22 protein-coding genes are annotated in these 22,311 nt (G+C 68.0%); 16 read left to right on the forward strand and 6 right to left on the reverse strand.

What is annotated here, in order from left to right:
* Nucleotides 1-40 precede the first annotated feature (40 nt).
* The gene (locus ACK4SC_RS08055) at nt 41-1,027 is read left to right on the forward strand and encodes an FKBP-type peptidyl-prolyl cis-trans isomerase (RefSeq protein WP_409616894.1); all 987 of its coding nucleotides are present in this window, start codon (nt 41-43) and stop codon (nt 1,025-1,027) included.
* 55 nt (nt 1,028-1,082) lie between these two features.
* Nucleotides 1,083-2,162 (forward strand): 1-deoxy-D-xylulose-5-phosphate reductoisomerase, encoded by a 1,080-nt coding sequence (gene dxr / locus ACK4SC_RS08060; RefSeq protein ID WP_409616895.1) that lies wholly within the window; start codon nt 1,083-1,085, stop codon nt 2,160-2,162.
* Nucleotides 2,163-2,175: 13 nt separating this feature from the next.
* On the opposite strand, the gene ACK4SC_RS08065 is transcribed toward dxr, so the two are convergent.
* Nucleotides 2,176-2,697: a hypothetical protein gene (locus ACK4SC_RS08065; RefSeq protein WP_409616896.1), complete on the reverse strand. Its 522-nt coding sequence runs from the start codon at nt 2,695-2,697 to the stop codon at nt 2,176-2,178.
* Nucleotides 2,694-3,959, reverse strand: coding sequence for a serine/threonine-protein kinase (locus ACK4SC_RS08070; protein WP_409616898.1), 1,266 nt, complete (start codon nt 3,957-3,959; stop codon nt 2,694-2,696). Before ACK4SC_RS08070 ends, ACK4SC_RS08065 begins: the two co-directional genes overlap by 4 nt.
* A gap of 34 nt (nt 3,960-3,993) precedes the next feature.
* Between ACK4SC_RS08070 and ACK4SC_RS08075 the strand changes: the two genes are divergently transcribed.
* On the forward strand, nt 3,994-5,328 hold the full coding sequence (locus ACK4SC_RS08075) for a M50 family metallopeptidase (protein WP_409616900.1): 1,335 nt from the start codon (nt 3,994-3,996) through the stop codon (nt 5,326-5,328).
* A gap of 43 nt (nt 5,329-5,371) precedes the next feature.
* Here the strand turns inward: ACK4SC_RS08075 and ACK4SC_RS08080 are convergent, their stop codons facing one another.
* On the reverse strand, nt 5,372-6,556 hold the full coding sequence (locus ACK4SC_RS08080; RefSeq protein ID WP_409616902.1) for an acetyl-CoA C-acyltransferase: 1,185 nt from the start codon (nt 6,554-6,556) through the stop codon (nt 5,372-5,374).
* A gap of 151 nt (nt 6,557-6,707) precedes the next feature.
* Here ACK4SC_RS08080 and ACK4SC_RS08085 point away from each other — a divergent pair, with 151 nt between their 5' ends.
* From ACK4SC_RS08085 to ACK4SC_RS08095, 3 genes are read left to right on the forward strand one after another with little or no spacing between them, the layout of a single operon-like run.
* Entirely contained in the window at nt 6,708-8,258 is a 1,551-nt protein-coding gene (locus tag ACK4SC_RS08085; protein WP_409616948.1) for a class I adenylate-forming enzyme family protein, read from the forward strand.
* On the forward strand, nt 8,255-8,929 hold the full coding sequence (locus ACK4SC_RS08090) for a TetR/AcrR family transcriptional regulator (RefSeq protein WP_409616904.1): 675 nt from the start codon (nt 8,255-8,257) through the stop codon (nt 8,927-8,929). The genes ACK4SC_RS08085 and ACK4SC_RS08090 overlap by 4 nt, the downstream gene beginning before the upstream one ends.
* Nucleotides 8,926-9,690, forward strand: a complete 765-nt coding sequence (locus ACK4SC_RS08095; protein ID WP_409616906.1) for a 3-hydroxybutyrate dehydrogenase — start codon at nt 8,926-8,928, stop codon at nt 9,688-9,690. Before ACK4SC_RS08090 ends, ACK4SC_RS08095 begins: the two co-directional genes overlap by 4 nt.
* 17 nt (nt 9,691-9,707) lie before the next feature.
* Here ACK4SC_RS08095 and ACK4SC_RS08100 read toward each other — a convergent pair whose 3' ends face one another.
* Nucleotides 9,708-9,932 carry a hypothetical protein gene (locus ACK4SC_RS08100; protein WP_409616952.1) on the reverse strand — a complete coding sequence of 75 codons (225 nt, stop codon included), beginning with the start codon at nt 9,930-9,932 and terminating at the stop codon, nt 9,708-9,710.
* Here ACK4SC_RS08100 and ACK4SC_RS08105 point away from each other — a divergent pair.
* The 10 genes from ACK4SC_RS08105 (at nt 9,834) to rbfA (ending at nt 21,148) form a co-directional block, all read left to right on the forward strand.
* Nucleotides 9,834-10,649, forward strand: a complete 816-nt coding sequence (locus tag ACK4SC_RS08105) for an alpha/beta hydrolase (protein WP_409616950.1) — start codon at nt 9,834-9,836, stop codon at nt 10,647-10,649. The two genes, ACK4SC_RS08100 and ACK4SC_RS08105, sit on opposite strands and share 99 nt — an antisense overlap.
* Nucleotides 10,646-11,428: a CoA transferase subunit A gene (locus ACK4SC_RS08110; protein ID WP_409616908.1), complete on the forward strand. Its 783-nt coding sequence runs from the start codon at nt 10,646-10,648 to the stop codon at nt 11,426-11,428. The genes ACK4SC_RS08105 and ACK4SC_RS08110 overlap by 4 nt, the downstream gene beginning before the upstream one ends.
* 2 nt (nt 11,429-11,430) lie before the next feature.
* The gene (locus ACK4SC_RS08115; protein ID WP_409616910.1) at nt 11,431-12,078 is read left to right on the forward strand and encodes a CoA transferase subunit B; all 648 of its coding nucleotides are present in this window, start codon (nt 11,431-11,433) and stop codon (nt 12,076-12,078) included.
* 49 nt (nt 12,079-12,127) lie between these two features.
* The gene (locus ACK4SC_RS08120) at nt 12,128-13,219 is read left to right on the forward strand and encodes an alpha/beta fold hydrolase (protein ID WP_409616912.1); all 1,092 of its coding nucleotides are present in this window, start codon (nt 12,128-12,130) and stop codon (nt 13,217-13,219) included.
* A 91-nt stretch (nt 13,220-13,310) separates the two neighbouring features.
* Entirely contained in the window at nt 13,311-14,459 is a 1,149-nt protein-coding gene (gene ispG / locus ACK4SC_RS08125; protein WP_409616914.1) for a flavodoxin-dependent (E)-4-hydroxy-3-methylbut-2-enyl-diphosphate synthase, read from the forward strand.
* 216 nt (nt 14,460-14,675) lie between these two features.
* Entirely contained in the window at nt 14,676-16,448 is a 1,773-nt protein-coding gene (locus ACK4SC_RS08130) for a proline--tRNA ligase (RefSeq protein ID WP_409616915.1), read from the forward strand.
* 85 nt (nt 16,449-16,533) lie between these two features.
* Nucleotides 16,534-17,532, forward strand: a complete 999-nt coding sequence (nusA, locus tag ACK4SC_RS08135) for a transcription termination factor NusA (protein WP_409616917.1) — start codon at nt 16,534-16,536, stop codon at nt 17,530-17,532.
* A gap of 11 nt (nt 17,533-17,543) precedes the next feature.
* Entirely contained in the window at nt 17,544-17,831 is a 288-nt protein-coding gene (locus tag ACK4SC_RS08140; RefSeq protein ID WP_409616919.1) for a YlxR family protein, read from the forward strand.
* Nucleotides 17,832-17,906: 75 nt separating this feature from the next.
* On the forward strand, nt 17,907-20,603 hold the full coding sequence (gene infB, locus ACK4SC_RS08145) for a translation initiation factor IF-2 (RefSeq protein WP_409616920.1): 2,697 nt from the start codon (nt 17,907-17,909) through the stop codon (nt 20,601-20,603).
* A 107-nt stretch (nt 20,604-20,710) separates the two neighbouring features.
* Entirely contained in the window at nt 20,711-21,148 is a 438-nt protein-coding gene (gene rbfA / locus ACK4SC_RS08150) for a 30S ribosome-binding factor RbfA (RefSeq protein WP_409616922.1), read from the forward strand.
* Nucleotides 21,149-21,160: 12 nt separating this feature from the next.
* Here rbfA and ACK4SC_RS08155 read toward each other — a convergent pair whose 3' ends face one another.
* Nucleotides 21,161-21,331: a hypothetical protein gene (locus tag ACK4SC_RS08155; RefSeq protein ID WP_409616924.1), complete on the reverse strand. Its 171-nt coding sequence runs from the start codon at nt 21,329-21,331 to the stop codon at nt 21,161-21,163.
* 60 nt (nt 21,332-21,391) lie between these two features.
* Nucleotides 21,392-22,264 carry an A/G-specific adenine glycosylase gene (locus ACK4SC_RS08160; protein ID WP_409616926.1) on the reverse strand — a complete coding sequence of 291 codons (873 nt, stop codon included), beginning with the start codon at nt 22,262-22,264 and terminating at the stop codon, nt 21,392-21,394.
* Nucleotides 22,265-22,311: the final 47 nt, after the last annotated feature.

Consider the following 22,311-nt stretch of genomic DNA (forward strand, 5'->3'; position numbering starts at 1 on the left):
GACTGGGCCCTTCGCTTGCCTCACTGCCGAAGGAACCCCTGTGCGCCAATCCCCTGTCATTTCCAGCCTGTTCGCGGCCGGCCTGCTTGTCGCACTCGCCGCCTGCACGCCCGCCGGAGACTCCACGAGCCGCGAGGGTGAGGGTGGCGACGGGGCCTGCGCGGTCTCCGGGGCCGCGAGCGATGCCGTCGCGATCGCGGGCGACTATGGGCAGAAGCCAGCCGTCGAGTTCGAGGGGCCGCTGAGCCCCGGAACCACCGAGCGCACCATTATCTCGGAGGGCGATGGCGCCGCCATTGACGAGGGCGACATCGTCGACCTGAACTACTCGATCATCAACGGCGCCACGGCGGAAGAGATCGAGTCGACCTACGACCAGGGCACGTCGGTGCAGCTGCGCGTCGACTCGCAGGCTCCCGTTCTCAGCGGCCTGTCGAAGACGATCGCCTGCGCCACCGAGGGCAGCCGCATCGTCGGCGTGATTCCGCCTGTCGACGCTTTCGGTGAAGCCGGCGCACCGGAGTTCGGGCTGGAGGCCTCGCAGTCTCTCGTGTTCGTCGCCGACATCGTGCGCATCGCGCCCGAGCCGCTGGCCCGCGCAGAGGGCGAGCCGCAGGAGGCTCCCGACGGCTTCCCCGTCGTCGAGCTGGCCGAGAGCGGAATCCCGACGATCACCATCCCCGATGCGGATCCGCCTGCCGGGTACCAGGAGGCGACCGTGATTCTCGGCGACGGCGACGTGGTGCCCGACGGCGCGACGGTGACGGTGCACTACACCGGCATCAACTGGAACACCGGCGAGGTGTTCGACTCGAGTTGGGATCGCGGCCAGCCCGCATCCTTCCCGACCGGCGGCGTGATTCCGGGCTTCCGTGACGCGCTCGTCGGCTCGACCGTCGGCTCGCAGGTCATCGCCATCATTCCGCCCGAGCTCGGCTACGGGCCGCAGGGCGGCACGCCGGATGGGTCGATCGGCGCGGAGGACACGATCGTCTTCGTCGTCGACATTCTCGGCTTCGCCGGCTGATCATTCCCGCACGCGGTCGGCGGATGCTCGCCCGCGGTCGGGCAGGATAGTCACCATGCGCGACGTGATTATTCTCGGCTCGACCGGCTCGATCGGCGTGCAGGCCCTCGAGGTCGTGGAGGCGAATCCCGAGCGCTTCCGCGTGGTGGGCCTCGCCGCAGGCCGCAACCGCGAGCTCGTTGAGCAGCAGGCCCGACGCTTCGGCGTCGAGCACGTCGCACTCGGCGCCGAGGAGGCCGCGCGTCTCGTCGAGACCGTCGCCTGCGATGTCGTGCTCAACGGCATCACGGGGTCGGTCGGCCTGGCCCCGACGATCGCGGCGCTGCGCGCCGGTCGCGTTCTGGCGCTTGCGAACAAAGAGAGCCTGATCGTTGGCGGCTCGCTCGTGACCGGGCTCGCGCAGCCTGGTCAGATCGTGCCGGTCGATAGCGAGCACTCCGCGATCGCGCAGGCACTGCTGGCAGGCACCGCCGCCGAGGTGCGGCGGCTCGTGCTGACCGCGAGCGGCGGGCCGTTCCGCGGCCGTTCGCGCGCATCCCTCGAGGCGGTGACGCCCGCCGAAGCGCTCGCGCACCCCACGTGGGACATGGGTCGAGTGATCACCACGAACTCGTCCACGCTCGTGAACAAGGGTCTTGAAGTAATCGAGGCGCACCTGCTGTTCGGCGTGCCCTACGACCGCATCGACGTGACGGTTCACCCGCAATCAATCGTGCACTCGATGGTCGAGTTCGTCGACGGTTCCACCATCGCGCAGTGCTCCCCGCCCGACATGCGACTGCCCATCTCACTGGGTCTCGACTGGCCACATCGCGTCGCAGGGGTTGGAGCGCCCCTCGACTGGACGACCGCGAGCACGTGGACCTTCGAGCCGCTGGACCACGAGGCGTTCCCCGCTGTCGAGCTGGCCAAGCAGGTCGGTCGCGCGGGAGCCACGTTCCCCGCCGTGTTCAACGCGGCGAACGAGCAGGCGGTGCACGCCTTCCACGACGGCCGCATCGGCTACCTGGCCATTCTCGACACCGTGCGCGAGGTCGTCGACCGTCACGACGCGCATCCCATGACCCTCGAGGGTGTCCTCGCCGCCGAGGTATGGGCGCGTCGTGAGGCAGACGCTCTGATCGCCGCAGGGTAGCAGCGCGCGGCGGTCAGTTGCCGCCGCGTCCGCCGCCGCGTCCCTGGCCGGGGTTGCCCGCGTGCTCCGGTGGCCCACCGTCGTCGTCGTTGCCGCCTCCGCCCGAGCTGCCGCCGCCGCTCGAACCGCTGCCTCCGCCGGAACCGCCGCCCGATCCCGCCTCTCGCTCCGCCTGCTCGGCCGCTTCGCGCTCGGCTGCCTCGCGCTCCTCCTGTTCGCGGGCTTGGCGTTCTGCCGCGAGCTCGGACTCGAGGCTCGCGGCCACGAGTGTGGCCGCCGCCAGGATGGCCTCCAGACGTTCGCTCGAGATCAGGCCGCGAGCGTGAGCGTCGCGCGCATCCGCTTCGAGCGCCAGGAGGGCCACGCTCGCGGTGTCGTATGACCCCTCGGCCGCCGCAGAGGTGACCTGCAGAACCTGTTGTTGGAGGTCGGCCGCCGCGCCGGGGTCGTATGTCACCGGCGCTGCGCATCCGGCGAGCACCACGAGGCCGGCGGCGGCAAGGCTGCCGCCGACCAGCCAGCGTCGCGCGCTCACGGTGTCACGCTCCGCTGCAACCGCTCGAGATGATCGCCGAGCTCACCGGGAACGTCGGGATAGTCGACCGGGGCCGGGCCCCCGCCGCCTCCCGATCCTCCGAGAACGATGGCGATCGCCGCCACGAGGGCGACGATGACGAGGAGCACGATCACGATGGCGCGCGTTCGGCGGCGAGATCGTGCCGGCTCGTCGGGGGCGGTCGTCGTGGCTGCGGGCTCACCCGAATCGCCGGACCCACTGGATGCTCCGGTCTCGTCCGGCTCGCCGGGCGAGACCGGAGGCACGATGTCGGTCGTGCGGTCGGCGATCGGCGGCAGGACCCGCGTCGGCGGCTGCGCCTCGTCGTCGGCGCCGGACGGTGCCAGGGCGGCGGTCGCGGCGTCGTCGACGTCGAGTGCGGGAACATCGGCCAGCGCGCGCAGTTCCTGGGCGACCTCGCGCGCCGTCGGTCGTTCGTCGGGCTCCCGTGCCACCATCCTGCCGAGCACGGATGCCCAGGCAACGTGCAGGTCGGTGGGAAGCGCGATGTCACGGCTCACGCGCGCGGCGGCGGCCGCCACCCCCGACCCCTCGAACGCGCGATGGCCGGTCAGCGCCTCCAAGAGCACGAGGCCGAGCGAGTAGATGTCGCTGGGCGGTCCGATCGCCGCGCCCAGTGCCTGCTCAGGGCTCAGGTAGTGAACCGTACCCAGCACGGCGCCGGTGCCCGTGACGCCCTCGGAGTCGACGAGCCGCGCGATGCCGAAGTCGACGAGTTTCGCGCGCGGGGTCGTCTCGTCTTCGGCGCTCGACGGCACAAGGATGTTGCCGGGCTTCACGTCGCGGTGGATGATGCCGCGGTCGTGAATGTGGGCGAGCCCCTCGGCAATCGTTGCCCCGATGACCGCGACCTGGTCGTATGGCACGCGACCGAGCGAGATCAGGCGACCCAGGTCATCCCCGTCGACCAGCTCCAAGACGAGCGCGGCGCCGCCGTCGGTGGGCACGTCATCGACGGCGTCGAACAGCGTCACGAGCGCCGGGTGGTTGAGCGATGCGAGCAGATCGATCTCGTCACGATGCCGCCGCATGCCGTCACCCGCCGCCAGCTCGGTGCGAAACACCTTAAGCGCGACGCTGCGGCCAAGCTGCGTATCAACCGCGGCAAAAACACTGGACATGCCCCCGCGGCCAATGAGTCGATCGACCTCGTAGCGCTCGCCGACAACGCGGCCCGGCGCAATGTCGAGGCCGCTGGTCCCCCCGGACGTGGCGGTCATGAGACGCAATGCTAGACCCCGTTACTCTGTGCCCGTGGAATCTGTCCTGCTCTACATCGTGGGCATCCTCGTCGTCGTTGTCGGGCTGGTGGTCTCGATCGCGCTGCACGAGCTCGGCCACTTCGTGCCCGCGAAGGCCTTTGGCGTGCGGGTCGGGCAGTTCATGATCGGCTTCGGTAAGACGATCTGGTCGACCCGACGCGGCGAGACCGAGTACGGGTTCAAATGGATTCCCCTCGGCGGCTACATCTCGATGGCGGGCATGTACCCGCCCGCTCGCGGGGAGGCCGCGTCACGCACCGCGTCGACCGGGTTCTTCCAGACCCTCGTGCAGGACGCGCGCACGGCGTCGGCCGACACAATTCCGGAGGGTGAGGAGCACCGCACCTTCTACCTGCTGCCGGTGTGGAAGCGCGTCATCATCATGCTCGGCGGCCCGTTCATGAACCTCGTGATCGCCGTCGTGCTGTACGCCGTGCTTCTCATGGGGTTCGGCATTGCGCAGCCATCGACGACCCTCGGCAGCATCAACGAGTGCGTCTTGCCGGCAACGAGTGACCGGCAGACGTGTGAGCCCGACGACCCGGCCGCCCCCGGCAACGAGGCGGGGCTACTGCCCGGCGACCGCGTGCTGTCGATCGACGGGCGGGCCATCAGCGAGTGGGACGACATTTCGGCCGCCATCCGTCCCGCCGCTGGTCGCACCGTGCCGGTCGTCGTCGACCGGGACGGCGAGGAGGTGAGCCTCCGGCTTACGCCGCTGCTCACCGAGCGCTATGTCCTGGATGATCGGGGCCAGCTGATCGACGGCCCCGACGGTCAACCGCTCACCGAGCAGGTCGGGTTCGCCGGTATCGCCCCGGCCTACGAGACGGTTCGCCAGCCCGCGGGGGAGGTGCTCCCCGCGGTCGGCGACAACATCGAGGCGGTGGTGCGCATCATCGCGACCCTCCCACAGCGCATGATTGACGTCGCGGAGGCCGCGTTCGGCCCGGCCGAGCGCGACCCGAACGGCCCCATCAGCGTCGTCGGTGTCGGCCGGATCGCCGGCGAGATCGCCAGTCTCGACACGATCCCGGTCGTCGAGCGCGTCTCGGCGCTCGTGGGGGTGCTCGCGGCGCTCAACGTGGCGCTGTTCGTGTTCAACCTCATTCCGCTTTTGCCGCTCGACGGCGGCCACGTCGCGGGTGCTCTGTTCGAGAAGCTGCGCCGCTTCTTCGCGAAGCTGTTCGGCCGCCCCGACCCCGGGCCGGTCGACACGGCGCGCCTGGTGCCGATCACACTCGGCGTCGTGATCGTGCTGGGCGTCATGAGTGCGCTGCTCATTTACGCCGACATCGTGAACCCCGTCAGGCTCTTTTCTCCGTAGCAGCGGGCCCCGGGCGCCCGCGACCCGCCGCCACGGCGGTGGGTTATACCGACTCGAGCAGCAGCGACTGGCCCTGCCCGCCTCCACCGCACAGCGAGACGGCCGCGCGGCGGGCCCGGCCCGCGTGAACGGCGTGCGCGGCGTGCGCCACGAGGCGCGCTCCGGATGCTCCGATGGGGTGCCCGAGGGCGATCGCGCCTCCGTCGGGGTTGACGATCGCGGGGTCGACGCCGAGGTCGCGGGTCGACTGGATGGCGACGGCGGCGAAGGCCTCGTTGATTTCGATGTGGTCAAGGCTGTCGACGCTCCAGCCCACGCGGTCGATGGCTACCTTTATGGCCCTCGACGGTTGGCTGTGTAGCGAGTTGTCGGGGCCAGCGACTTCGCCCCAGCCGACGATGCGCGCAAGAATCGTCGCGCCCTGCTCGCGCGCCCAGTCTTCACGCGCAAGGACAACCGCCGCGGCGCCGTCGCTCAGCGGTGAGGCATTGCCCGCGGTGATCGTGCCGTCGGCCGTAAAGGCGGCTCGCAGGGCGCCAAGTGTTTCTGCCGTGCTGTCGGGCCGCACTCCCTCGTCGCTGTCGACGATCGTGGCCCCCCGTCGGCTCGCGATCTCGATGGGGGTGATTTCGGAAGCGAGTCGGCCGTCGGCCGCGGCGGCCGCAGCGCGCTGGTGCGAGGCCGCAGCGACCTCGTCTTGCTCGGTGCGGCTGATGCCGAGGCGTCCGACGTGGCGCTCCGTGCTTTCTCCCATGGAGATGCCGTCGACCGCGTCGGTCAGACCGTCGTGCGCAACGTGGTCGAGCGCGCTCTGCGTGCCGTACACCCAGCCCATGCGCACGCCGGGAAGAAGATGCGGCGCGTTCGTCATCGATTCCATGCCGCCTGCGAGCACGGCGTCGGCATCGCCAAGACGCACGAGCCGTGCCGCGTCGGCGATTGCCCGCGCGCCCGACAGACACACCGAGTTCACGCTCGAGGTTGCGACAGCGGGGGAGAGCCCGGCCCTCAGTGCGACCTGGCGCGAGGGATTCTGCCCGCACCCGGCGGGCAGCACCTGGCCCATGATGGCGGCCTGAATCGCCCCGGCGGCGAGGCCGCTGCGCTCGAGTGCCGCCCGGGCGGCGTGCGCGCCCAGGTCGACGGCGGTCAGGCGGGCGAGACTGCCGCGCGCACGACCCTGTGGGGTGCGGGCTGCGGCGATGATGACGACAGCGTTGTCGCTCATGAGAACTCCGTTCGTGGGGAGGGTGAGTGTCGGCATTGACAGTACCGGTCTCTCTCGGTACATTTCTGAAACCTGAATCGACTGTCAGTTTACGCAATGGCGCGGGAAGGACGGCGAAGTGCACACAACTCCCACAGAGCGCCGTGAGCGCATGCATGTCGCGCACTGGCTGTCAGACGCTGTGCGCCGCTATCCCTCAGCAACGGCTGTTCGGGATAGGAGCGGAGCCCACACCTATCGATCACTGGAGGCGGACACTCACAACGTCCAGCGGGCGTTTCAGGAAGCCGGACTTCTCGCGGGCGACCGCGTTGCCGTGGTGGGCCGCAATTCTGCTCTGTCGATCGCCATATTCTTCGCGTGTGCTCGGGCGGGCTGGGTGTACGTGCCATTGTCATTCCGACTCACATCGGCAGAGTTGGCGCAAGCCCTCGAGTGGGTAGATCCCGCGATCGTCGTGGTCGACAACGAGTTCGTCGACCGCCTACCCGCGGGCGCGAATAGAGTGACCCAGGGAGCACTTCGCGAGGAGTCTGCCCTATTGATCATCAGAGGGCGGGAGCCGCGGCGCGCACCGGGCCGCGGTCTCTCCGATGGCGCCGGTCCGGGCAGTGTCGACGCAGCGCTGCTGATGGTTGCAACCTCGGGCACGTCGCGTGCCCCCAAGTACGCGGTGCTCAGCCATCGCCAGTGCTGGTGGGCCAATGTGATGCTGGCCGACGTGTTTCCTATCGGGCCGGGCGATGTTGTGCTGGGCATCATGCCTCAGCACCACGTAGGGGGCTGGAACGCATTCACGTTGCGTGCCCTGCAGGTCGGAGCAACGCTCATACTCCCGGCCGGGTTTCGCGAGGATGATGTGCTTCGCTCGCTCGAGCACGACGGCGTAGGCGCCATGATGGGCGTGCCGACTCACTACCAGAGACTCGCAGCTCACTCCTCGTTTGACAGCCATGACCTGACAGGGTTGACGACGGCGCTGGTCGGCGGGGCACCCACCCCCTTCGCCGTGCGGAGACGTTGGCGCTCCCGGGGGGTCGTGCTGCGGGAGGGGTACGGCCTTACCGAGGCGGGGCCCCACGTCCTCATCGAAGATGCGGTGAGTACCGCGTCCACCCAGACGACGTGGTTCGTGCCATACCCCCACGTGGAGGTTCGCATCACCGGCATCGAAACAGACACTGTCATTAGTGGGCCAGGGGTTGGTGAACTCGCTGTTCGAAGCCCCGCTGTTTTCACCGGCTACTTTCGCGACGACGAGGCAACGCGACGCGCGCGCCCCGACGGCTGGTTGCGCACGGGCGATCGCGTGGAGCGCGACTCGCATGGCCGCTATCGAGTGATCGATCGCCTCAACGACATCATCATCTCTGGCGGCGAGAACGTGTCGCCCGCGGAGATCGAGAGCATCATCGCGACGCATCGGGACGTTCGTGATGTTGTGGTCGTGGGCGTTGCCGACGAGCGGTGGGGAGAAGTACCCGTCGCGCTCGTTGTCTGGGCAGCGGATGCCTCGGTCGATGTCGCTCATGAACTCCGCGCGTTGTGCCGGGAGCACTTGGCCGCCTTCAAAGTGCCAGCGCACGTGCATGTCGTCGACGCGCTACCTCGAACTGAACTGGGAAAGGCGCGGCGGCCGGCGGCACGCGCAATGTTTGATGCCGCCAGGGCGGCCGGATCGGTGGGGGCCACGACACAATGAAGAAATCACCAAGCACCGCTCGAGGAACACGTACGCGGCAGGCGCTCTTGGATGCGGCGGAGCAGGTCTTCTCTGAGTACGGCTATTCCGACGCGTCAATCGTGCGCATCACGGAGCGCGCCGGCGTGGGGCAAGGAACGTTTTACCTGTACTTCGACTCCAAGCTGCAAATCTTCGAGGAACTGGTCGAGGATCTCAACAGGCGAGTACGGCACGCTATGGCGGAACACGCGACGCCCGAGATGACCCGCCTCGAACGCGAACGCGAGGGATTTCGGGGGTTCTTCCGCTTCACCGCCGAGCATCCTGCGTTGTACCGCATCGTGCGTGAAGCCGAGTTCGTCTCCCCACGATCTCTCCGCTTGCACTACACCCGCATCGTCGAGGGCTACATCGAGGGTCTCAAACGCGCTCGCGACGCCGGTGAGGTCGGTGACATCGACCCAGCGGTCGCCGCGTGGGCGCTTATGGGCGTCGGCGAAATGATCGGGATGCGCTGGGTTCTGTGGGGACGGGACGAGGCCGCGGGAGATCCTGCCGACCCCCTCGCCTCGGGTACAGACATCGTTCCCGAGCACGTGTTTGATCACATGATGCAGTTCATCGAGCGCGCTCTCGATGCACGTTCGCAGTCGGCAATGCCCCGCGAGGCCGAGGAGGCACGCTCATGACCACCATCGATCGCGCTCCGTCGCTCCAGGGTCGCCGCGCCATCGTCACCGGAGGGGCCAGCGGCATTGGGCTGGCCTGCGCGAGGGCGTTGGCAACTGAGGGGGCCCACGTGATCATCGCCGATCGCGACGGGGCAGGAGCGCGCGACGTTGCTGACTCGGTGGGCGGTGAAGCCTGGGAGATCGATCTTGCCGATGTCGACGCGCTCGCGGCGATATCGGTCTCGGTCGACATTCTGGTGAACAACGCGGGTGTCCAAACCGTGAGCCCGATCGAGCAGTTCGATCCGGCGCGTTTTCGGGTCATGCTCGACATCATGCTGACTGCGCCGTTCCTTCTCACGCGCGCGGCACTCCCGGGGATGTATGAGCGTGGCTGGGGACGCATCGTCAACATCAGTTCGGTTCACGGGCTGCGGGCGAGTGCGTACAAGTCGGCCTATGTGTCGGCGAAGCACGGTCTCGAGGGTCTGTCGAAGGTGACCGCTCTCGAGGGTGGGCCGCATGGCGTGACGAGCAATTGTGTCAACCCCGGGTACGTCCGCACGCCGCTTGTCGAAGCTCAGATCGCGGATCAGGCGCGTGTCCACGGCATACCCGAGAGCGCGGTCGTTGAGTCGATCATGCTGACGGAAAGCGCCATCAAGCGGCTCGTCGAACCCGACGAGGTGGCATCGCTCGTGACGTGGCTGTGTGGGCCTCACGCGGGAATGGTCACGGGGGCCTCGTACACGATGGACGGCGCATGGAGCGCGCGATGACTCAGACGCCACGACGGTCATCGTCGCTTGTGCACGTCGCCGTAGACGGGGGAGATCTCACCGTCGGCGTGTGGGAGGCCGTCGGCCCGCAGGTTGTACTCGCCGTTCACGGGATCACCGCGAACCACCGCTCGTTCGGTCTCATCGCCGAGAGGCTGCCCGGGGTGCGCATTGTTGCGCCCGATTTGCGCGGTCGAGGGCGCAGTAACGGCCTTCCTGGCCCGTTCGGATTGAGCCGTCACGTGGACGACATGATCGCGGTGCTGGATGCGCAGGGCATCGAGCGTGTCAGCGTGATCGCGCACTCAATGGGCGCGTTCGTCGCGGTGCTCCTCGCAGCGAAGCATCCCGCGCGGGTATCCCAGCTGATCCTCGTGGATGGAGGCATCCCTCTCGCCCTTCCCGCCGGCTTCAGTGCCGAGACGGTCAATTCGAGCGTTCTCGGACCGGCGGCGGATCGCTTGGCGATGACGTTTCGCGACCGCCTGGCTTATCGGGAGTTCTGGCGCGAGCATCCGTCGTTTGGCCCCTATTGGAACAGCGCCATCGAGGATTATGTCGATTACGACCTGGAGGGAACGCCCCCAGGTTTGCGGCCCGCCAGCAACCGTGCGGCCATCGAGGTCGACGTGACGCAGCTTTATGGCGGCGCGGAGTACGCAGCCGCTCTCGCGTCCATTCGGTGTCCCGTGGTCGTTCTGCGGGCGCCGCGCGGGTTGCTCGACGAGCCAGGCGGCTTGTACCCAGACCGCGCAGCGATTGCGGCGGAGCTCACCCACGCCGCGGTCCGCGACGTTGACGACACCAACCATTACACGGTGCTGCTTGGGCACCAGGGAGCTGACGCCATAGCCGCGGCGTTCTTCGCAGCAGGACCAACCGTCCCGTTGTCCGAGGTAAACGCGGCGTCCGTCACGCACGCCGGGCGATCCCCGGCACGACAAGGAGGTCACACATGACAATCGACAAGACCGTGCCCACCCCGGTGGAGGCGGTGGCCGACATACCCGATGGCGCTAGCCTCGCGGTCGGTGGATTCGGGCTCTGCGGCAATCCCATGCTGCTCATCGAGGCTCTGCTCGATCAGGGGGCGACAGGGTTGCGCATTGTGAGCAACAACTGCGGTGTCGACGACTGGGGACTCGGCATCCTTCTCGCCGCCCGCAGGATCGCCAAGATGACCTCGTCCTACGTTGGTGAGAACAAGGAGTTCGAGCGGCAGTATCTGTCGGGCGAGCTCGAGGTTGAACTCACTCCCCAGGGAACGCTGGCCGAGAAGCTGCGGGCGGGCGGATCAGGCATCGCTGCGTTTTACACGCAGACGGGCGTCGGCACGCAGGTGGCAGAGGGAGGTTTGCCGCGACGATACAACGCCGACGGCACCGTGGCCATCGCCTCACCCCCGAAGCCCGTGGAAACCTTCACCGTGCGTGGTACGGCGCGTGAGTTTGTGCTGGAAGAAGCCATCACCACCGACTTCGCTCTCGTGCACGCCGCTCGTGGAGACCGGCACGGGAACCTGGTGTTCTCCCGGTCCGCGCGCAACTTCTCGCCACTCGCGGCGATGGCCGGCCGTGTGTGTATCGCACAGGTGGAGGAGCTCGTCGAACCGGGCGAGCTTGACCCCGACAGCGTTCATCTGCCGGGTGTCTTCGTCGACCGCATCGTGGAGGTAGGTCGAGACATCGAAAAGCGCATCGAACGCCGAACCGTCCGTCAGATGGGGGAGGGGAAGTAACCGTGGCCCTGACACGAACCCAAATGGCTGAGCGCGCTGCCCGCGAACTCAGCGACGGTGCCTACGTCAACCTCGGCATCGGCCTGCCCACGCTCGTCCCCAACTTCGTGCCCGCCGGCACGACGGTGGTTCTGCAGAGTGAGAACGGCATTCTCGGTGTCGGCCCGTATCCAGCCGACGCCGATGTTGACCCCGACCTAGTCAACGCCGGTAAGGAAACCGTCACAGTTCTGCCGGGTGCCGCGTTCTTCGATTCGGCGACAAGCTTCGGCATGATCCGCGGGGGAAAGATTGACGCGGCCATCCTGGGCGCCATGCAGGTATCGGAAACGGGAGACCTGGCGAACTGGATGATCCCCGGAAAGATGGTCAAGGGTCCCGGTGGAGCCATGGACCTCGTCCACGGCGCGGGCCGTGTCATCGTGTTGATGGAACACCTGGCGAAGGACGGCTCGCCGAAAATCGTTTCGTCGTGCTCTCTGCCGCTCACCGGTCGGCGGGTGGTGGACCGCATCATCACCGATCTCTGCGTGATTGACGTGACGCCGAAAGGTCTGGAGTTGATCGAACTCGCCCCCGATGTGTCGGTGGACGACGTGATTCGGGCCACGGAGCCACCCCTCACCGTTCCGGAGTACCTCCGGAGTTGACAAGCCTCCGGCGCGCCCCGTCGCCGGCCGATTCGACGAAGGAGTCGAGATGACAACACCCACATCGGACCATCTCATGGCCGGAATCACCGCCAGGGACGTTGATACTGCGCGATTGCGCGTACGCGTACTCGAGCGCGCGGCGGTTGGCGAAGAGAAGGGCGTCGTCGTATTTGTGCACGGCAACGTCTCGTCATCGCTGTTCTATCAGCCGACCATGTTGGCGCTGGACCCTGCGTTCCGGGCGCTCGCGCTTGATCTGCGGGGATTCGGTGAGACAGAGAGGCTTCCTGTCGATGCGACGCGGGGATTGGGTGACTTCGCCGACGACGTCATTGCCGCTCTCGATGCGCTCGGCGTCGAGCGTGCGCACTTTGTTGGGTGGAGCATGGGGGGTGGTGTGGTTATGCGCATCGCCATCGACAATTCCCACCGGGTAGCGAGTCTGTGCCTGGAGTCGCCGGTGTCTCCGTATGGGTTTGGCGGAACGCGGCTCGATGGCAGCCTGCTCACCCCAGATGCTGCTGGCACGGGAGGAGGCGGGGCCAACCCCGACTTCGTTGCTCGACTCGCGGCCAACGACACGAGCGACGAGTCGCCGACGTCGCCGCGAAACGTCTATCGCGGCACGTACGTCGCTGACGCGAGTGCCATCGACAACGAAGACCTGTGGGTGCATGCGATGCTGACGACGGCGACGGGGGAGGAGAACTACCCCGGAGACGCGACGGCGTCTGAATCGTGGCCAGGGTTTGCTCCTGGCACGCGTGGCGTCCTCAACACAATGGCTCCCACTCACTGCGATTTGAGCGGTCTCGTCAACATCGCGCCGAAACCTCCGATCACCTGGATCCGTGGCAGCGCCGACGCGATCGTTTCTGACGCCTCCCTGTTCGATCTCAACCACCTCGGAGCGCTCGGCGCGATTCCCGGGTGGCCGGGAGCCGATGTCGCCCCGGCACAGCCCATGGTGTCGCAGACTCGTGTGGTCCTGGAGCGCTACGCCGCGGGCTCCCCGGGGTTGGTTGACGAGGTTGTCTTCGACGGCTGCGGCCACTCTCCGCACCTCGAACGACCGTCGGAGTTCATCGCGGCTCTCCACGCGCTTCTCGATCGGGCGCGGGCGGCCGGCGACGCCTAAGGCGCGGGTTCAGGGCGGTGCTCTAGTCTGAGCACCGTCCTGTTCCGCGGCTCGTGTCGGCCGCGTCCCTGAACCCGAAAGTCGAGTTCTCGTGCCCGCAGTCAATCTCGGAATGCCCAAGGTTCCCGAGGTGCTCGCCCCCCGCCGCAAGACCCGCCAGATCAAGGTCGGCAAGGTCATGGTCGGCAGCGACCACCCCGTGAGCGTGCAGTCGATGACGACGACGCCGACCACCGACATCAACGCCACGCTGCAGCAGATCGCCGAGCTCACGGCCACCGGTTGCGACATCGTGCGCGTCGCCGTGCCGAGCCAGGACGATGCCGATGTGCTGCACATCATCGCGAAAAAGAGCCAGATCCCGGTCATCGCCGACATCCACTTCCAGCCGAAGTACGTCTTCCAGGCCATTGACGCCGGATGCGCCGCCGTGCGCGTCAACCCCGGCAACATCAAGAAGTTCGACGACAAGGTCGGCGAGATCGCGAAGGCGGCGAAAGACGCCGGCGTGAGCCTGCGCATCGGCGTGAACGCCGGTTCGCTCGACCCGCGCCTGCTGCAGAAGTACGGCAAGCCGACCGCCGAGGCACTGGTGGAAAGCGCCGTGTGGGAGGCGAGCCTGTTCGAAGAGCACGACTTCCACGACTTCAAGATCTCGGTCAAGCACAACGACCCGATCGTCATGGTCAAGGCCTATCGTCAGCTCGCCGAGCGGGGCGACTGGCCCTTGCACCTCGGTGTCACCGAGGCCGGCCCGGCCTTCCAGGGCACCATCAAGAGCGCGACCGCGTTCGGCATCCTCTTGTCGGAGGGCATCGGCGACACGATTCGGGTGTCTCTGTCGGCGCCGCCGGCTGAAGAGATCAAGGTCGGTCTGAAGATTCTCGAGAGCTTGAACCTGCGCGAGCGCAAGCTCGAAATCGTGTCGTGCCCCTCGTGTGGCCGCGCTCAGGTCGACGTGTACACGCTCGCCGAAGACGTCACGAAGGGGCTCGAGGGCATGACCGTGCCGCTGCGCGTCGCCGTGATGGGCTGCGTCGTCAACGGCCCGGGCGAGGCGCGCGAGGCTGACCTTGGGGTCGCCTCCGGAAACGGCAAGGGCCAGATCTTCGTGAAGGGCGAGGTCATCAAGACCGTTCCCGAGTCCGAGATCGTTCAGACCCTCATCCAAGAGGCGAACCGTCTGGCGGCCGAAATGCCCGATGCGCCGACGGGTAGCCCCGAGGTCGTCACGGCCTAGCACGGGAATCGATCCCGGCGCGAGCCCCGGTGAACCCCCCGATGGGGGACTGCGGTCGCTGCCACGGGGCGCGATAGTTTCGGGGCGGGCCTGCGAGCGAAACAAGCCCCCCTTGCCGTCGCTCGCAGGCCCTCCGCATATTCTCACGCGAACGGCGCTCGAATTCCAGCATCGGCCGTCCGACCGGCGCGGCGCCCGCCGGTACGCTGGATGCTCGTGACCACTCGCATGAGCCAGCTCTTCGTTCGCACGCTCCGTGACGACCCGTCCGACGCCGAGGTGGCCAGCCACCGTCTGCTCGTCCGCGCCGGATACATCCGCCGCCAGGCCCCGGGCATCTTCGCCTGGTTGCCGCTGGGACTGCGTGTGCGTCGCCGCGTCGAGGCGGTCATCCACGAGGAAATGGCGGCAGCCGGTGCCCAGCAGGTGCACTTCCCGGCACTGTTGCCCCGCGAGCCCTACGAGGCGACGGGGCGCTGGACGGAGTACGGCGATGGAATCTTCCGCCTGAAGGATCGCAAGGGTGCCGATTACCTGCTGGCTCCGACGCACGAAGAGGTCTTCACCATGCTGGTGAAAGACCTGTACTCGTCGTACAAAGATCTGCCGCTGTCGATCTACCAGATACAGGACAAGTACCGCGACGAGGCGCGTCCGCGCGCGGGGCTTCTGCGCGGGCGCGAGTTCTCGATGAAGGACGCCTACTCGTTCGACTACACCGACGCGGGGCTCGACGCCTCGTATCAGGCGCAGCGCGACGCCTACGAGCGCATCTTCACCCGGCTGGGGCTCGACTACGTCATCGTGCAGGCCGATGCCGGGGCGATGGGCGGTTCTCGCAGCGAGGAGTTCCTGCACCCGACGCCGGTCGGTGAAGACACCTTTGTGCGCTCGGCGGGCGGCTACGCGGCCAACGTCGAGGCCTACCGGGCGCCGAGCCCCGAGCCGCTTCCGATTGACGGCCAGCCCGAGGCGGTCGTGTTCGACTCGCCAGACACCCCGACGATCGCAACGCTCGTCGCCCTGGCGAACGACCGCCACCCGCGCGACGACCGCGCCTGGGAGGCGGCCGACACGCTGAAGAACGTCGTGCTGCGTCTGACCCACCTCGACGGCTCGACCGAGCTCGTGATCGTCGGCGTTCCCGGCGACCGCGAGGTCGACATGAAGCGCGCTGAGGTCGCGTTCGCGCCAGCCGAGGTTGCGGCGGCGACCGACGACGACTTCGCCAAGCACCCCGGTCTCGTGAAGGGCTACATCGGCCCCTGGAGTGCCGCGGGCCCTGTTCTCGGTGGTGAGGGTTCAACCACCGGCATTCGCTACCTCGTCGATCCTCGCGTCGTCGATGGCACCGCCTGGGTGACCGGTGCGAACGAGCACGAGAAGCACGTCTTCCACCTCGTGGCCGGCCGTGACTTCGTGGCCGACGGCGTCGCCGACATCGCCGAGGTGCGCGAGGGCGACCCGGCGCCCGACGGTTCCGGGCCGGTGGAGCTCGCCCGCGGCATGGAGATCGGCCATGTGTTCCAGCTCGGCCGCAAGTACGCCGAGGCGCTCGACCTGAAGGTGCTCGACGAGAACGGCAAGTTGGTCACCGTCACGATGGGCTCGTACGGCATCGGCGTGACCCGTATCCTCGCGGCGATCGCCGAGGGCAACCACGACGAGCGGGGCCTCATCTGGCCGCGCGCCGTTGCCCCGTTCGACGTTCACGTCGTCGCTACGGGCAAGGACGCGGCCGTCTACGAGATCGCCGAGACGCTCGTCAGCGAGCTGCACGGGGCGGGCTTCGATGCCCTCTACGACGACCGGCCGAAGGTGTCACCGGGCGTGAAGTTCGGTGACGCTGAACTGATCGGTGTCCCGCTCATCATCATCGTGGGGCGCGGCGCCGCCGAGGGGCGCGTCGAGTTCTGGGATCGCCGCACGGGCGAGCGCGGCGATATCGCGCTGCACGAGGCGATCGATCGGATGCGCGCCGCCGGCTGAGAGCGCAACCCGCGTCCGGTACCGTAGAGAAACCCGCCGCGACGCTCTGCGGCGTGGGCTCAACCGAATAGCGGAGGTACCGAACGTGGACATCGACCTGGCAGTACTCAGAATGATGGAGCGCGAGCGGGAGATCCCGTTCGACGAGCTCGTCGAAATCATCGAGCAGGCGGTGCTCACGGCCTACCTGAAGCACACCGGCACCGATGATCACCGGGGCGACACCGAGGTTCCGCAGCCGCGCGTTGAACTCGACCGCAAGAGCGGTCACATCACGGTCTACGTTCCCGAGTACGACGACGAGGGCAACCTCATTGGCGAGGCGGTCGACAGCCCCGATGACTTCGGTCGCATTGCCGCCTTCGCCGCGAAGCAGGTCATCAATCAGCGGCTGCGCGACATCGGAGACGACCGCGTGCTCGGTGAGTTCAAAGGCCGCGAGGGCGACATCGTCGCCGGCGTGATCCAGCAGGGCCCCAACCCCCGCATGGTGCACATCGACCTGGGCACGGTCGAGGCGATTTTGCCGCCCGAGGAACAGGTCCCCGGCGAGGAGTATCCGCACGGTAGCCGCATCCGGGTGTACGTCACGAGTGTGTCCAAGGGCCTGAAGGGGCCGTCGATCACGGTGAGCCGCACGCATCCCTCGCTCGTGCGTCGCCTGTTTGCTCTGCACGTGCCCGAGATCGCCTCCGGTGTCGTCGAGATCGTCTCGCTCGCCCGCGAGGCCGGACACCGCACGAAGATCGCCGTTAAGGCGACCGAGCCCGGTGTGAACGCGAAGGGCGCCTGCATCGGTGAACTCGGCCAGCGCGTGCGCGCCGTCACCGCCGAGCTCGGCACCGAGAAGATCGACATCGTCGATCACTCCGACGATCTCGCCACGTTTGTCAAGAACGCGCTGTCGCCGGCAAAGGTCACCGACGCGTTCGTCATCGATCCGGCTACGAAGGCCGTGCGCGCCCTCGTACCCGACTACCAGCTGTCGCTGGCGATCGGAAAAGAGGGACAGAACGCCCGGCTCGCCGCGAAATTGACCGGCGCGAAGATCGACATCCAGCCCGATTCCGTGATGGATGACTAGCACCCGCTAGGATGGAACCCGTCAGAACCTGCGTCGGCTGTCGCGTGCGCGCTCCTCGCTCCGATCTTCTTCGGTGCGTCGTGCGAGACCAGACGGTTGTCGCGGATGCTTCAGCCAGTCTTCCTGGCCGGGGCGCGTGGGTGCACGGCACTCACGACTGCATCGAGGCGGCGACGTCACGGCGAGCATGGGCTCGCGCGTTTCGGAATGCCGGTCCGCTCGATGTGGCAGGGCTTCTGACACTGTACGGATCCACCGGATCCTCGAGAGAACAGGCTGATCGGCACATGGACAACTGATGAGCGGCTCGAAATGAGACCCGTCCACCATTAGTGGTCTGCCCCTGTCCGGGTGCAGACCCAGACAGGAGAGAAGTGGCTGGAAAACCACGCGTACACGAAATCGCCAGCGAGTTCGGAGTATCGAGTAAAGACGCGCTGGAGAAGCTGAAAGAGCTGGGCGAGTTCGTCAAGGGCCCGTCATCGACCATCGAGCCGCCCGTCGCGCGCAAGCTGCGCGCCGCGCTCGAAGCTGACGGCGCGAAGCCCGTCGCGGACGAGAAGCCCGCGGCGAAGAAGCCTGCCCCGAAGGCGGCGCCGAAGCCCGCGCCCGCCCCGGCGCCGGCACCGGAAGCGCCCGCCGCTGCCGAGCCCGAGGCCGCGCCCGCCGCGCCCGCCCCGGCTGCCCCTGCGGCGCCGGAGGCTCCCGCCGCCGCTGCTGCGGCCGACGAGCAGAAGCCTGCTGCCGCGAAGCCCGCAACTCCGGGCGGCCCGCGGCCCGGCAACAACCCGTTCAGCTCGACGCAGGGAATGGCCCGCCCCGGCACCCCGCGCCCGGGCAACAACCCCTTCTCGTCCTCACAGGGCATGCCCCGCCCCGGTGGCGCCGGCGGCGCGATCCCGCGCCCGCCCCGTCCTGGCGCTCCGCGTCCCGGAGCTCCGCGTCCCGGTGCTCCCCGTCAGGGTGCGCCTGGCCGCGGCAACGCGCCGTTCCAGACCCGTCAGGGTGGCGGCGCCCGTCCGGCGCCCGGTGCCGGTGGATTCCGTCCCGGCGGTGCCGGTGGCCCGGGAGGTCCCGGCGGCGGCGGCGGTTTCCGCGGCGGTGGCCGTGGTCGCGGTCCCGGCGGTGGCACCGCTGGTGCGTTCGGTCGTGGTGGCGGCAAGAGCCGCGCCCGCAAGTCGAAGCGCACGAAGCGGCAAGAGTTTGAGATGCGCGAGGCGCCGACGGTTGGCGGCGTTAGCGTTCCCCGTGGCGACGGCAAGACGGTCATCCGTCTGCGTCAGGGAGCATCCATCACCGACTTCGCCGACAAGTTGGAGTCGGTCAGTGGCATGAGCTGCCCTCCCGGCAACCTCGTCACCGTGCTGTTCCACCTCGGCGAAATGGCAACGGCGACCGAGTCGCTCGACGGCGCCACCTTCGAGGTGCTCGGCGAAGAACTCGGTTGGAAGATCGAAATTGTCTCGCCGGAAGACGAAGACAAAGAACTCCTTGAGGCCTTCGACATCGATCTCGACGAGGTCGATGACGAAGACGACCTCGTCATCCGTCCGCCCGTGGTCACGGTCATGGGCCACGTCGACCACGGTAAGACGAAGCTGCTCGACGCCATCCGCGAGGCGAACGTCGTCGCGGGTGAAGCCGGTGGCATCACGCAGCACATCGGTGCCTACCAGGTCTGGACCGAGCACGAAGACATCGAGCGCGCCATCACCTTCATCGACACCCCGGGTCACGAGGCGTTCACCGCCATGCGTGCCCGTGGTGCGCAGGTGACCGACGTGGCGATCCTCGTGGTCGCCGCCGACGACGGCATCATGCCGCAGACGGTGGAGGCCCTGAACCACGCCCAGGCGGCGGGTGTGCCGATCGTGGTCGCGGTCAACAAGGTCGACAAGGAGGGCGCGAACCCCGCGAAGGTGCGCCAGCAGCTGACCGAGTACGGGCTCGTCGCCGAAGAGTATGGCGGCGACGTCATGTTCATCGACGTCTCCGCGCTGCAGAAGAAGGGCATCACCGAGCTGCTCGACGCCGTTCTGCTGACGGCAGATGCCGGGCTCGACCTGCGCGCGAACCCGAACCGTCTGGCTCGCGGTACCGCGATCGAGGCGAAGCTCGACAAGGGTCGCGGCGCCGTCGCCACCGTGCTCATCCAGGCCGGAACGCTGCGCGTTGGCGACGCGATTGTCGCCGGAACGGCCTACGGCCGCGTGCGTGCGATGACCGACGAGAACGGCGAGCGGGTCGAGGAGGCCTACCCGTCGCGTCCGGTTGCCGTGCAGGGTCTGTCGACCGTGCCGCGCGCTGGCGACACGTTCATCGTCACCGACGATGACCGCACTGCTCGTCAGATCGCCGAAAAGCGTGAGGCCGCCGAGCGCAACGCCATGCTGGCCAAGGCCCGCAAGCGCATCAGCCTCGAAGACTTCACGAAGGCGCTGGAAGACGGCAAGGTCGAATCGCTCAACCTCATCCTCAAGGGCGACGTCTCGGGTGCCGTCGAGGCGCTCGAAGAGGCGCTGCTCAAGATCGAGGTCGACGAGAGCGTTCAGCTGCGCATCATCCACCGCGGTGTGGGTGCCGTGACCGAGAGCGACGTGAACCTCGCGACGATCGACAACGCGATCATCGTCGGCTTCAACGTGCGCCCCGACACGAAGGCGCGCGAGCGTGCCCAGCGTGAGGGCGTCGACATCCGCTTCTACTCGGTGATCTACTCGGCACTCGAGGAGATCGAGAACTCGCTGAAGGGCATGCTGAAGCCCGAGTTCGAAGAGGTGCAGTCGGGTGTGGCCGAGATCCGCGAGGTGTTCCGCTCCTCCAAGTTCGGGAACATCGCCGGTGTCATCGTGCGCAGCGGCACGATCACGCGCAACGCCAAGGCGCGCGTCATCCGCGAGGGTGTCGTGATCGCCGACGGGCTCGCCATCGAGTCGCTGCGCCGGTTCAAGGACGATGTCACCGAGGTCAAGACCGACTTCGAGTGCGGTATCGGCCTCGGCAAGTACAACGACATCCAGATCGGCGATGAGATCGAGACGATCGAGATGAAGGAGAAGCCGCGGGTCTAGACCCCGCGATGCTTCCCGCGGGCCCCGGCCCCGTGCATCCGCGCGGGGCTCGGGGCCCGTTCAGCACCAGAAATACACGCACCACGAAACACAGAAGGTGGGACGCCATGAGTGACAACCCCCGCGCCCGGAAGGTCGCCGACCGCATTCACGAGGTCATCGCTACGCGACTCGAGCGGGGCCTGCGCGACCCGCGCCTCGGCTTCGTCACCATCACCGAGGTGCGCGTGACCGGCGACCTCCAGCACGCCAGCATCTTCTACACGGTGTACGGCACCGACGACGAGCGCGCAGATTCGGCGGCGGCGTTGAAAGCGGCCACGGGCATGCTGCGCACGGAGGTCGGCAAGAACCTCAACACGCGCCTGACGCCAACGATCGAGTTCATCGCCGACGGTGTGCCCGAGAACGCGGCCGCGATCGAGAACCTCCTGCGGGAGGCGCGCGAGCGCGACGCCCGCACCGAGGAAGAGGCGAAGAGCGCCCAGTACGCGGGTGACGAAGACCCGTACGTCAAGCCTCGCGAGGCCGACGACGACGAGTAGCGCGGCCTGCGCTTACGAGTGGCCGCCGAGGTCGATCGCGCCCGTGTTGAAGATCGACACTCCGATCAGAACGATGCCCGCGACGATCGACAACCCCGCGATGGCGGTGAACAGGGCAACGCCAGCCTTTTCGATCAGGCCCGGCCGCGGTTCGGCGCCGGTGTGCTCTGCATCCATGCTCATCGAGTGACTCCTTTGTGACGGGGACGACTCTATTCTTACCGATCAACCAGGATGCTCGGCTCACCCGCCAGGAAGCTGATAGCCCCGCTCGGGGTCGCCGACCGCGAGCCCGTCGGTGACGAGACCCGCGAGCGCGCGTTCGCGCTGCACGGCGTCGGGCCAGAGCGTCGCCACGGCGTCGTGCGTCACGGGCATCTCGCTGCCCCGCAACGCGCGCATGATGATTCCGCGCACCTGCCGATCGCTGCCCTCAAAGCGTGCCTGGCGCGGTGCGCGGGGGCCGTCGTACGCGGGATAGCCGTTCGCCCGCCACGCACACAGCTCGGCGATGGGGCAGGCGTCGCAGCGTGGCGATCGGGCGGTGCACACCGTCTGCCCGAGCTCCATCGCGCCGGCGTTCACGTCGTGCGCGGCGTCGGAGTCGTCTGGCAGCAGCGCCTCCATGTCTGCGAGGTCGGATCGGGTGCGGGCGGGGCCGGCCTCGCCGCGGCCGTGCACGGCGCGCGCGATGACGCGACGCGTGTTGACGTCGACGACCGGCACGCGCATCCCGAAGGCGAAGCAGGCGACCGCGCGCGCCGTGTAGTCGCCGATTCCGGGGAGGGCGAGCAGCGCGTCGACGTCGGCGGGTACCTCGCCACCGTGCCGTTCGGCGATCGCTGTCGCCGCGGCGTGCAGGTTGAGGGCGCGCCGGGGGTAGCCGAGACGGTCCCAGGCGCGCACCGCCTCGGCGGGCGAGTCGGCTGCGAGCGCGTCCGGCGTCGGCCACCGGGCGAGCCACTGCTCCAGCCGCGGGATCACGCGCGCGACCGGCGTCTGCTGCAGCATGATCTCGCTCACGAGCACGCCCCACGGGCTGAACCCGAGGCGACGCCACGGCAGGTCACGGGCGTTCTCGCGGTACCAGGTGGCGATCGTCGAGCTCAACTGCACGCGATCAGCCTAGGCTCGGCGCCGGCAGGCTGATCGAGGGATGCGCG

It is taken from the genome of Microcella sp. (assembly GCF_046293215.1).
Classification (GTDB): domain Bacteria; phylum Actinomycetota; class Actinomycetes; order Actinomycetales; family Microbacteriaceae; genus Microcella.